Source organism: Bacillus ectoiniformans (assembly GCF_016908875.1).
GTDB classification, from domain to species: domain Bacteria; phylum Bacillota; class Bacilli; order Bacillales; family Domibacillaceae; genus Bacillus_BX; species Bacillus_BX ectoiniformans.
The window spans coordinates 26,580-39,182 of record NZ_JAFBES010000003.1 but is presented as its reverse complement, the minus strand read 5'-3'; the positions used below and the strand labels follow the sequence as shown (position 1 = coordinate 39,182).

The following is a 12,603-nucleotide window of genomic DNA, read 5'->3' as shown; positions in this document are numbered from 1 at the left end:
TTTTCATTTATCTTACTCCTGCTCAGGATTCCGCAAGTAATAACCGACTCCTCTTCTTGTCACAATCCAAGATGGGTGGCTAGGGTTATCTTCAATTTTCTCACGCAAGCGTCGAACGGTTACGTCCACGGTACGGACATCTCCGTAGTAATCGTAGCCCCATACCGTTTGCAGTAAATGCTCACGCGTCATGACTTGTCCAATATGCTTCGCTAAATAATGAAGCAATTCAAACTCACGATGCGTCAATTCAATCGTTTCTCCACGTTTAGATACGATATAAGCATCTGGATGAATCGTCAGCGTACCGACTGTAATTTCATTCGTATCTTCTTCCACGGCCTGTGCAGCGCCAGCTTGATGGCGGCGTAAATTCGCTTTCACACGGGCAATTAGCTCCCTCGTGCTAAAAGGCTTTGTGACATAGTCATCCGCCCCAAGTTCAAGACCGAGCACTTTATCAATTTCTGAATCCTTCGCTGTCAGCATGACAATCGGCATTTCATATTTCTTTCTCACTTCACGGCATACTTCCATTCCATCACGGCCTGGAAGCATAATATCGAGCAGAATTAAATCCGGCTGCAATTCCTCAACCATCTCTACTGCTTGATCACCATCGTAGGCACAGTGAACATCGTAGCCTTCTTTTTTGAGATTAAATTGTAAGATATCTGCAATTGGTCTTTCATCATCAACGACTAGTATTTTCTTTTGCATGATTTTTCTCCTCATTTCTTCAATCTTGCTATCTACTATAGTAAAGATTAAATGGTTGGTACAATTATAGCAGAAGAATGTAAGTGCATTTACACTATGATCTAACGCCTGTTCTCTATTTATGCCTGGATTCTAAGCTGCTGTAAATATGTCAAACTTCTCATTAACTTTACCATGTTATACGATCGTTTTCATCTATTACAGCCAGGCATCTATTTCCTTGGAAATAAAAAAAGCATCGCGAGAGTGAAATATCATCGCGATGCTTCTTTGATGGCTCAGGACGGAATCGAACCGCCGACACATGGATTTTCAGTCCATTGCTCTACCGACTGAGCTACTGAGCCTTAATAAAAGAATACTTTCATATAAATGTGTCCGTTTTCCATCCACCCGCTCTCAGGAACGACACTTGTTGCTGGTCTTACATTATGTACTCATTATTAAAGCCACATACCTGCATCCGGTAAAAATTTTGCTGGCCATCTAAGAACAGGTCTTAGAACGCATGGCCCGCAAATTCATTAGGATTGATTCATTAAAGTAAACGGTTTAAATAATAATGGCGGTCCGGACGGGACTCGAACCCGCGACCTCCTGCGTGACAGGCAGGCATTCTAACCAACTGAACTACCGGACCATTATTGATCTACTTGAAACATAAGGTAAAGCAATCTGACGGTGCAAAGGCAGCCGTCAGAAACGTACCTGTCTGTTTGGATGACCCGTACGGGATTCGAACCCGTGTTACCGCCGTGAAAGGGCGGTGTCTTAACCGCTTGACCAACGGGCCATAAGTAGAATGATAGTTTACTAATTCACTTGTTTCCTTAGCAACGAGGTTAATCTTATCACATGGAATTTAGACTGACAATACATTTTTGAAAAAATTTGTCGTAAAAGGGAATAAAACTTTTTAAAGTACGGATTTCTCTTGATTTTTAAAAAAATACAGTGCATTTTGCTCTTTTTCAGCTGTATGAAAAGAAACCTTTTTGAGCGTATAGAAATTTCGCTGACTGTAAACAAATCACCTGTACGAAAAGAAAATTGAGTAAGTGTAAAGAAATCCCCTTGAATGTAAATAAACTCTCTTCAAGTGAAAAGAAACACAACAGGCGCGAAAAGAAATCAAGAGTAACGAAAAAAGAGTGCCCCTAAAAGCCGAAGCTTATGGGACACTCTCTTCTGTTCATTATATGCTTATCTTAAGCTCCATACGCTGCGGACAACATTTGTCTGGTTGCGGTCAGGACCTACTGAGAAGATTGACAAAGGAATGCCTGTTAATTGAGACACGCGCTCTAAATAATGACGGGCATTATCCGGCAGTTCGCTCAATGATTTGCAGCCTGTGATATCTTCTGTCCAGCCTGGAAGCTCTTCGTATACAGGCTCACATTCAGCCAGTACATTTAAGCTCGCTGGGAATTCTTCCATGATTTCACCTTTGTAACGGTAAGCAACACAGATTTTCAATGTTTCGATGCCTGTAAGAACATCGATTGAGTTCAATGAAAGATCTGTCAAGCCGCTCACACGGCGAGCATGGCGAACAACGACACTGTCAAACCAGCCGACACGGCGAGGACGTCCAGTTGTTGTTCCGTATTCACGGCCTACTTCACGAATTTGGTGGCCAATTTCGTTATCAAGTTCTGTCGGGAATGGTCCATCTCCTACACGAGTTGTGTAAGCTTTAGACACACCAACGACATGATTGATCTTTGTAGGACCTACACCAGAACCGATCGTTACACCGCCGGCAACTGGGTTAGATGATGTAACAAATGGATATGTACCTTGATCAATATCAAGCATAACGCCTTGTGCACCTTCAAAAAGGACACGGCGGCCTTCATCTAATGCGTCGTTCAGCACAACAGATGTATCGCTTACTAGATGCTTAATTTGTTGGCCATACTCATAGTACTCGTCTAAAATATCTTCAATTTTGAAGCCCTCAGTCTCATAGAAACGCTCTAACAGACGATTCTTCTCTTCAAGATTGCGAGTTAATTTTTCTTCGAAGGCTTGGCGGTCTAAAAGGTCAGCCATGCGGATTCCGACACGCGCTGCTTTATCCATATAAGCTGGGCCAATTCCTTTTTTCGTTGTTCCGATCTTGTTCGCACCTTTGCGCTCTTCTTCCACTTCATCGATTTTCAAGTGGTATGGAAGAATGACATGTGCACGATTGCTGATACGAAGATTTTCTGTAGATACGTTGCGGTCTGCTAAATACTTTAATTCTTTAACTAGCGCTTTAGGATCTACAACCATTCCATTTCCAATTACACAAATTTTATCCTCATAGAAAATTCCTGATGGGATTAAATGCAATTTATACGTCACATCATTGAATTTAATGGTATGACCGGCATTGTTACCGCCTTGGTAACGGGCTACTACTTCTGCATTTTCTGAAAGGAAGTCAGTGATCTTACCTTTTCCTTCATCGCCCCATTGTGTTCCAACTACAACTACTGATGACATGTATGTGCACCTCCGAAGGGTCCGTAAATTCTTTTTATCAAACATAATAAGTTTACCAGTTTAAAACAGAAGAAGTCAAATACAAAACACGAACAATTAATATTTTTTTATCGTATTCGTTCGTATAAAACAAAAAAGAGCCAGCATATGGTAACTGACTCTCAACATTTCTTAACCGGCGTCATCAAATCGCCGCTCTAAGTTGACGAATTTATTATATTCTTTTACAAACGCCAGCTGTACGGTTCCAACTGGACCATTACGCTGCTTGGCAATAATGATTTCAATAATATTCTTATTCTCAGACTCTTTATCATAATAATCGTCACGATATAAGAAAGCAACGATATCGGCATCCTGCTCAATCGACCCTGATTCACGAATATCTGACATCATCGGACGCTTATCTTGACGCTGCTCTACTCCACGGGACAGCTGGGAAAGCGCGATAACCGGCACTTCTAATTCCCTCGCTAATGCCTTTAAAGAACGGGAAATTTCCGATACTTCCTGCTGACGATTTTCGCCTGAACGGCCGTTTCCTTGAATCAGCTGCAAGTAATCGATTAAGATCATGCCCAGTCCATGCTCCTGTTTCAAACGGCGGCATTTCGCACGAATTTCCCCGATGCGGACACCTGGTGTATCATCAATGAAAATACCGGAGTTCGACAGACTGCCCATCGCCATAGTCAGCTTGCGCCAGTCTTCGTCGGTCAGAGAGCCTGTCCGCAGGTTTTGGGCGTTGATGTTCCCTTCAGCGCAAAGCATCCGCATCACCAGCTGCTCCGCTCCCATCTCCAAACTAAAGATGGCCACATTTTCTTCCGTTTTGGTCGCGACATTTTGGGCAATGTTTAACGCAAAGGCGGTTTTACCCACTGAAGGACGGGCAGCAACAATGATTAAATCATTACGCTGGAAGCCTGCCGTCATGCCATCAAGCTCCGCGAAACCCGTAGGAATACCCGTTACGTCGCCTTTACGGTTATGAAGCAATTCAATATTGTCGTATGTGCGAACAAGCACATCTTTAATATTATGAAAGGCACTGGTGTTTTTGCGGGAAGCGACTTCCATAATGCTTTTTTCTGCTTCACTCAACAGCCCTTCTACTTCATCTTCTCGGCTGTAGCCCTCGGAAGCGATATGGGTAGCTGTGCGTATCAATCGACGCAAAAGCGACTTCTCTTCGACGATCCGGGCGTAATATTCAATGTTGGCAGCTGTAGGAACAGAATCCGCTAAGTCAGTTAAATAAGATACGCCTCCGACATCCTCAAGCTCTTTGGCCGCTGCGAGTTCTTCCGTGACGGTAATCACGTCGACCGCTTTCCCATGGTCATTCAGCTTGAGCATCATGCTGAATATCTTCTGATGGGCACTTCGGTAGAAATCTTCAGGGATTAATATTTCCGATGCTACAGTTAATGCGGATGGTTCTAAGAAAACGGCTCCGAGCACGGCCTGCTCTGCCTCTATATTTTGCGGTGGAATCCGATCTGTTAATAAATCACTCATATGCTTGAACCTCCTTAAAGGAAGGATGACTTTTTTTATAGAAAAAATGTGACCAGAAAACATCCGATCACATTTCTCAACCTTACTATTTTAGCATGAAATGAATTATTTTTCTTCCACTACATGAACTTTTAAAGTTCCAGATACTTCATTATGAAGTTTAACCGGTACGTTTGTGTAACCAAGAGCACGTACGCCATCTGGCAGATCCATTTTTCGTTTATCAATTTTAATGTTGTGTGTTTTCTTTAGTTCTTCTGCAATCTGCTTAGAAGTGACAGAACCGAATAAACGGCCGCCTTCTCCTGATTTAGCTTTCACTTCAACAGTCAGACCTTCAATCACTTCTTTTAACTTCTTCGCATCTTCTACTTCTTGCTGAGCAATTTCTGCTTCTTTTTTCTTTTGATTATCTAATGCTTTTTGGTTGCCGGCTGTTGCTTCCACCGCTAAGTTATTTTTTAGAAGAAAATTGTGCGCGTATCCATCCGCGACATTTTTTACTTCCCCTTTTTTTCCTTTACCTTTTACGTCTTGCAAGAAGATTACTTTCATTCTTCCCTGCCCCCTTCAATAATTTGATTAATGACTGTGCTCAGCTGTAATTCTGCTTCGTCTACAGTGATTTCTTTCAGCTGGGTTGCTGCATTGGTTAAATGCCCACCCCCGTTTAATTGTTCCATAATGATTTGGACATTGATTTCTCCTAAAGAACGGGCACTGATGCCGACTGTATCTTTCGCTCTTCTGGCAATGACAAAGGATGCACTGACTCCATCCATCGTCAAAAGTGTATCAGCTGCTTGAGCAATTAACACAGAATCATAGATGGCCTCATTTCTCCCTTTAGCGATCGCAATGCCATTGTATACGAAATACACTGTTTCAATTAATTGTGAACGCTGTATATACGTATTAATATCCTCTTTTAAGAATTTTTGTACGAGAACGGTATCTGCCCCCTGTGCCCGCAGGTAGGAAGCTGCATCAAATGTTCTCGAGCCTGTTCTTAAAGAGAAGCTCTTCGTATCGACAATTATTCCTGCAAGCAGGGCCGTCGCTTCTAACATCGAAAGTTTTTTCGTTTTCGGCTGGTATTCAAGCAGCTCTGTCACAAGTTCTGCAGTCGAGGACGCATATGGCTCCATATAGACAAGCAAAGGATTTTGAATAAATTCCTCTCCGCGCCGATGGTGATCGATGACCACAACTTTTTCAATTTTGTTTAATAGTTTTTCTTCGATCACAAGCGAAGGTTTATGCGTGTCTACTATGACAAGCAGCGTATCCTCTGTCGCTAAATCCAAGGCTTCTTCAGGAGTGAGGAATCTTGAATATAAATCTGGATGCTCCTTCGTTTCTCCGACTAATCGCTTCACCGCTGTATCGATCTCAGAGAAATCCAAGACAATATAGCCATCTCGATCGTTCATTTCGGCTACGCGGCGGATTCCCATAGAAGCACCTATGGCATCCATGTCTGGATATTTATGACCCATGACAATGACCTTATCGCTTTCTGTCACCAGTTCTTTCAGTGCATGAGAGATCACCCGCGCGCGGACACGTGTTCTTTTCTCCATCGGATTCGTTTTTCCGCCGTAGAATTTCACTTTTCCTGTCGTTTGTTTAATGGCTGCCTGGTCTCCTCCTCGTCCAAGAGCCAAGTCTAAACTGGATTGAGCCAGATCGCCGATATCAGGAAGCGGCAACTCCCCTTGTCCCACACCAATACTTAATGTGAGCGGTGCATTTTGTTTAGCCGTATGTTCCCTAATAACATCCAGGATAGCGAATTTCGACTCTTCTAGTTCAAGCAGAATCTTTTCATTCAATACCGCAAAGAACCGCTCTGAAGAAATCCGTTTTATAAACATTCCATATTCTTTAGCCCAATTGTTTAACAGCGAGGTGACTAGGCTATTTAAGTTGCTTCGCGTCTGGTCGTCCATTCCTTGAGTCAAATCATCGTAGTTGTCCAAGTAAATAATCGACACAACCGTCTTTTCTTCAAGGTATTTCTTAGCTGTTTCCACTTGATCTGTCACATCGAAAAAGTAAACCAGTCTTTCACTCGGCTTAACAACAAGATGAAACTGGCGTCCATTTAACTGGACCGTTTCTTCTTTTTCACTTTTTATCACCGGTATGACGACTTCTGCCACTTCATATAAGGACTGCCCCACAAGAGACTCCTGTTCAAACCAGGAAGCTAAAAAAGGATTAGACCATTCTATGTAATACTCCTCGTTGTACAAAAGAATCCCAATTGGCATTTCTAACAAGGCTTCTTCTCCTACCTTTTTTAATCGGTAAGACAATGTGTTAACATATTGTTCAATTTCTTCGTGAATCCTTTTTTCTGCCCTGAACAGGAGAAAAAAAAGAAAAGCAGCCGCTGCTAGACCGATCAATCCGGCAATCCAGCTGTGCATCGAAAGAATGATTAACACAACTGCGAGGACAGCCATTAGTCCATATAACGGAAGTTGAATATTTCTCCTATTATAGTAAGAAAGCATGGTTTCAGCTCCTAGAAATAAAAATCGCTACAGTAACTATTTTTTTGATTGAAGGCGCTGCCGCAAATCAAATCCTAAGTCAATTATACCTAATAATCTCACAAGATAAAGAAGTGGAAGCATGAGAATTGAAAAAACAGCAATAAATATTGGGATTGCTTTTGTCCATTTCTTTAGATAAGCATAGAAAAAGATGAAAGAAAGTCCTTGAATCAGCAGACATAGCTGCAGCATAAACATCAAGTTAGTATAAGCTGAATACCACATCGTTCCCTTTTCCGGAAATGCGATAAAAGCACCAAGCAGTAAAAACAGGTAATACCACAGGATACTTTTTGGCAGCTGCCAATTTCTAAATGGCTCAAAAACAGGTACATCCATTCCAAGCCTTTTTAAAATAGGAAAATTGACGAGAATTAAGATCAGCACAGAGAGAAAGGAAAACAGCACGATCAAGCTTGGCATGAGTGTTTGAAACATATCTACACTAGCCATAAGCTGTTCCTCTGTGTTTTCAGGGATGGTCTGCCCCAGCTTCTCCATCAGCGCAGTTGATTCCTTAAAGGAGCTTTTCAATGTCCGATTCAATTCCGACATGAAATTAAAATCAAATAACATGATAGCCGCTACATACTGAAGAAGAACGTTAAGTAAAAAAGTAAAACTGCCCGCTACGTATATAACAAACTTTTCCTTGCGTTTCTTTATAAGACTGCCCATCACTACACCTGTAGTACTGTTGGATAAGGCTAATGGTATAGTCAGAATTCCCCCGACCAGTCCCGAAAGAGCCGTGCTGATTACAATGAGCAGCACAGAGTAATTAACCGGATATTTCGCACTGTAAATGAGGAAAGGCAAAATTAAGAACAGGCTTGAAATCGCCCATAATAAAGGGACATACAATGAGATCAGCAATAAAATTGTAAATATAGCTAACATTAATGCCCCTTCAGTGATCATTCTAGTACTTCTCACTCGAACACCTCATTAAATTATTACTGTTTCATTTATGTAAAAGACTCTGCCGGCCCTGCTGCTTGGCGGAGAAATCAGCCTTTTTGTCAACGAGTTTTGTGCGTTGCGCAGAAAACCTGCTTCTATTATTTTAGCTTCCTTTTGAATGTCATTCAACCTTGAGGAATTTCAGAAAGTTAAACAGCAGCGAAAACCCGTCAAATAACGGATGTATCCTAGCGCAGGCCAACGTTAAAACCACTTGAAATGACCCATTCAAGTGGTTGTTATCTGATCTTTTATTTATACTTTAAACCTTCTGATCGATTGAAGGAGTTCATCATTCAGGTTCGTTAACTGATCGGCACTTTCTGTAACAGATTCTACTCTTTTCACTTGCTCATCGGTGTGATTTCGGACTTCTGTGCTGACCGCTGCCGCCTGACGGGATACTTCGGCCATTTCACTAATCATCATGAGCACATCTTCCTTTGTGTCAGCCATATGCTGAATATCCGCTGTCACTGAAGAAACCGCCTGCTTGATTTGATTCATTAAAGAATAGTTTTGCTTAAAGATCTCTCGCGTATGCTGAACCACCTCGGTTTGTCTGGAAAAATTGTATTTGGTTTGACTCATTTGCTCGATTGCCCGGTTCGATCCTAATTGAATATCCTCTATCATTTCTTGTATGCCTAAAGCAGATTGTTTCGACTGCTCTGCTAGTTTTCTGACTTCCTGGGCGACAACTGAAAAGCCCTTCCCATGCTCCCCTGCTCTAGCCGCTTCAATGCTTGCATTTAACGCCAATAAGTTCGTTTGAGAAGAAAGGTCGGTAATTGTCTGAACGACTTGCTCCATGTGCTGAAGCTTGCCTGCTAAATCAGCAATGACATCCTGTGTGGCGTCAATAAATGCTTGAGAGGTTTCATTTGATTGATAAAGGGATTTAATCTGTGAAGCCCCTGCCTGATTGGCTAAGCTAGCTTCTTCTGCTAGAGAAGACATCGTCTCGGCTTTGTCAGTGATCTCATTAATCACCTGTCCTAGTTGAATCGACTGCTTGTCCGCGGAATCAGCCTCTTTCGCTGAACGTTCTGCACCTAGAGCAATTTCATTCATTGCTGAAAATGTTTCCTGACTCGATGCCGCCGACTCTAAAGCGCTTAATTTCAGCTGATCAACCGATTCTTTGACGTTATGAGCAGAATCCGCAACCACCAGAATAATGTTTCTCATATTATCAATCATGAAGTTTAAATTACTTCCTAACTGAGCCACTTCATCTTTTCCTTTCACTTCAACCTTTGTATGTAAATTTCCTTTCGCCACTTCACTTACCGATTGGTTTAATTTTTCTAAAGGTCGGGTTATTTTAGAAGAAAGAATGATGATGGCAATCATGACTAAAAACAGAACAGCAATTGCCGTCACCAGCAGAATCTTTTTAATTGAATTAGATAAGCTGATTAATTCAGATTCCTTGTACATGGCGCCGATGATCCAATTCGTACGAGTAACGGTATTGTAGACAAACAACTGTTTATTGGATGGGTCTTCGACAATTCCGCTTTCACTTTTGCCTTCAAGCACTTCTTTAAATAGAGCATCCTTCTTCAAATTCTTCCCTTTCAATTTCGGATGCACCATCGCATCCCCATTTTCTGCTAAGATGATTGGATACCCGTTATACCCGATATTTAAATCGTTCATTCGATTAGTCAGGCTAGTTAGATGAATATCTGCTCCAACGACGCCAATCAGCTCTTTGCCGCTATATAATGCTTTAGAAATAGTGACTACATACGCACCTGCGCTGTTCTTGTAAGGCAAGCTCCAGATGGCTGTTTTACTGTTAACCGCTGATTGATACCAAGATTCGTTAACAGGCTGATAGTTGCTGGGCAGTTGAATCGCTGGCACCATTTTCATCTGATTCGACGGAGAAACATAATAGACACTCACGGCATCTTTATAGATATCGGTGTACCGATTAAAGATAATCTGCAATTCTCTATCGGCTATAGATCGTTCTTCTATAGATCCACTTTCGTTTACTAGCTGTCCATACCGAATAGCTTGCTGACTTTCTGCTAATAAGTCGATGCTGTCCTCATACTTGTCTAAAAAAAGGTTGGTTGAATTCTCTAGTTCCTTTACAATTCCTTTCGTTTGCTCGGTCACATTATCTTTCGTAATAATTTCTGCTTGTTCTCCAGTGAAAAAAATAATAAATGTAAATGAGGCCAATAATAATGAAAACAATGGAATAATTAGTTTTTTTCGAATTGATTTCACGCATGTCCCGCCTTCCCTACTTTATACCCTCCTCATTATAGTTTTAAATACCTATTGGGCTTATTAAGGAAATGTAAATTTTTGATATATTTTTATAAATAAATGAAAAAAAAAGACTGACAAATTGCGTCAGCCCTTAGATTTGTATTTATTAATTTAATTTAAATCGCTCCACAGCGTGTTTTAGTTCCCCACTCAGCTCCATTAAATGTTCAGATGCTTCAGTTACGGCTTGAATCGCATGATGCTGTTCATCAGCGGAAGCACTTACTTCTTGGCTTGCTGCGGCTGATTCTTGGCTTGCTGCGGCAATGCCTTCCATCACTTCAAGGACCTCATTCTTTGTCACCGCTACTTCCTGAATTTCATCATTTATGGCTGAAATGGATGCTTCCATTTTTTCGACAAACGAAGAAATTTGAACGAAAATCTCGCTGGTTTGTTCCACTACAGAAGTTTGTGAGTCGAAATTTTCTTTTGTTTTGACCATTTGATCAACTGCTTGCTGCGAGCCGTTTTGAATATCCATTATCGTAGACTTTACTTGGTCGGTAGCTTTCACCGATTGTTCAGCAAGCTTCCGCACTTCTTCTGCTACTACAGCAAAGCCTTTTCCATGTTCCCCTGCTCTGGCAGCTTCAATCGAAGCGTTTAAAGCTAATAGATTGGTTTGAGAAGAGATTTGTGTAATAGTCTCCATGACTACTCCTATGGAGGTGATTTTAGATTCAAGTTCTAAAATCACTTTTTCCATTCCATTTAAGTAGTTTTTGGAATCCTGGTTGGACTCGCCAAGTTCTTGAATTTGTTTCAGACCTGCTTGATTCGCTTGTTCAGCTTGTCCAGCTGCTGCCTTCATGTCAGATGCCTGGTTTGTAATAATATTGATCTGTTCCCCTAAGCTATTCGAACGATGAGTGGCTTCACTGGATTCTTCTGCTGATTTTGTTGCACCCTTAGCAATTTGGGTGATCGCTAAGCCCATTTGCTCACTAGATGCGTTCGTCTCCTCAGAGATCGCGCTTAAATTCTCCGCGGAATGCTTTACATCCTGAACCGAATGGTTAACGACAGATATGATTTCTTTCATACTGATGACCATTGTATTAAAATCAGCGGCAAGCTGCCCTACTTCGTCTTTCGACTGAACCGATACTTGGACACTTAAATCGCCTTCTGCTACCTTTCTAGCGGAATTACGCAAGGCATGAAGCGGCTGCACAATTTTGTTTAAGACGAAAAGAACCGCCGCAATAATTAATACAAGAACTAGAACTCCCGTTATTAGCAAAGACTGCTGAATCGAGCGGGCAAGTTCGATTAACTGATCACGGTTGTAAATCGCTCCTATTTTCCATTCAGGTCCTTGAACCGTATCGTAGACAAATAGCTGATCTTTGCCTTTTTCTTTATACGTGCTAACCCCTTGATCTGATTTACCAGCTAATGAACCTTTAGCAAACGCCATGTTCGATACATCCTTGCCGGCTTCTTTAGGATGAACAATCGCCATTCCTTGCTGAGACATAACGACAGAATAGCCGTTATAGCCGATATTCATATCTTTCATTGCATTCGTTAATGTGCTCAGGTCAATGTCTGCCCCAATCACGCCTAGTAATTGGCTGCCATTATATATCGCTTTAGACAGTGTGACGACATTTGCTCCTGTGGCTGCATCTACGTAAGGCTCACTCCAAACAACTTCTCCTTTTAAGTTAATAGCCTGTTTATACCAGTCTCTGTCCGTGTGATCGAAATCGTCTGGAATATCCGCATAAGGTACTATTTCAAGATGCTTAGTGACAGATGCGAAATAGATGCTTGTAACATCTTGATAGCTCTCTAGATACTGTTCTAAATTAGCCACTATCGCTTCATTGTTTACAGGCGTTTCAGGAGATTGCATTAACGCTTGTCCATACGAAGCAAGAATAGGAGCTTTGGATAATAGATCTACACTTTTTTCATGCTGGTCTAAAAATAAGCGAATCGAATGATTCATTTCTTTAACCATACCCTGAGTTTGCGAAACGACATTCTCTTCTGTTTCCTTCTCCGCTTTATAACTTGTATACATAATAATAAA

Annotated in this window: 8 protein-coding genes, 3 tRNA genes and 2 pseudogenes; all 13 read right to left on the bottom strand. The window is 41.5% G+C overall.

Features of this window, described 5'->3' with window-relative positions; all coding sequences use genetic code 11:
• Nucleotides 1–12 precede the first annotated feature (12 nt).
• Complete coding sequence (gene yycF, locus JOC78_RS05410; protein WP_204553488.1) at nt 13–720, bottom strand: response regulator YycF; 708 nt, start codon at nt 718–720, stop codon at nt 13–15.
• 274 nt (nt 721–994) lie between these two features.
• Nucleotides 995–1,067 (bottom strand) — tRNA-Phe (locus JOC78_RS05405).
• Between the two features lie 216 nt (nt 1,068–1,283).
• Nucleotides 1,284–1,360, bottom strand: a tRNA-Asp gene (locus tag JOC78_RS05400).
• A gap of 81 nt (nt 1,361–1,441) precedes the next feature.
• Nucleotides 1,442–1,513: transfer RNA gene (locus JOC78_RS05395), tRNA-Glu, on the bottom strand.
• A gap of 410 nt (nt 1,514–1,923) precedes the next feature.
• Entirely contained in the window at nt 1,924–3,216 is a 1,293-nt protein-coding gene (locus tag JOC78_RS05390) for an adenylosuccinate synthase (RefSeq protein WP_204553487.1), read from the bottom strand.
• A 171-nt stretch (nt 3,217–3,387) separates the two neighbouring features.
• Complete coding sequence (gene dnaB, locus JOC78_RS05385) at nt 3,388–4,737, bottom strand: replicative DNA helicase (RefSeq protein ID WP_204553486.1); 1,350 nt, start codon at nt 4,735–4,737, stop codon at nt 3,388–3,390.
• Between the two features lie 105 nt (nt 4,738–4,842).
• Nucleotides 4,843–5,292 (bottom strand): 50S ribosomal protein L9, encoded by a 450-nt coding sequence (gene rplI / locus JOC78_RS05380; protein WP_204553485.1) that lies wholly within the window; start codon nt 5,290–5,292, stop codon nt 4,843–4,845.
• Nucleotides 5,289–7,259 (bottom strand): DHH family phosphoesterase, encoded by a 1,971-nt coding sequence (locus tag JOC78_RS05375; RefSeq protein ID WP_204553484.1) that lies wholly within the window; start codon nt 7,257–7,259, stop codon nt 5,289–5,291. Before JOC78_RS05375 ends, rplI begins: the two co-directional genes overlap by 4 nt.
• Before the next feature lie 36 nt (nt 7,260–7,295).
• Nucleotides 7,296–8,237 (bottom strand): DUF2232 domain-containing protein, encoded by a 942-nt coding sequence (locus JOC78_RS05370; RefSeq protein WP_204553483.1) that lies wholly within the window; start codon nt 8,235–8,237, stop codon nt 7,296–7,298.
• Nucleotides 8,238–8,519: 282 nt separating this feature from the next.
• Nucleotides 8,520–9,338, bottom strand: coding sequence for a methyl-accepting chemotaxis protein (locus JOC78_RS17830; protein ID WP_420829908.1), 819 nt, complete (start codon nt 9,336–9,338; stop codon nt 8,520–8,522).
• Nucleotides 9,339–9,461: 123 nt separating this feature from the next.
• A pseudogene (locus JOC78_RS17825) lies at nt 9,462–10,400 on the bottom strand (cache domain-containing protein); the annotation flags it as partial.
• Nucleotides 10,401–10,665: 265 nt separating this feature from the next.
• The gene (locus JOC78_RS17820; RefSeq protein WP_420829907.1) at nt 10,666–11,499 is read right to left on the bottom strand and encodes a methyl-accepting chemotaxis protein; all 834 of its coding nucleotides are present in this window, start codon (nt 11,497–11,499) and stop codon (nt 10,666–10,668) included.
• 117 nt (nt 11,500–11,616) lie between these two features.
• A pseudogene (locus JOC78_RS17815) lies at nt 11,617–12,594 on the bottom strand (cache domain-containing protein); the annotation flags it as partial.
• Nucleotides 12,595–12,603: the final 9 nt, after the last annotated feature.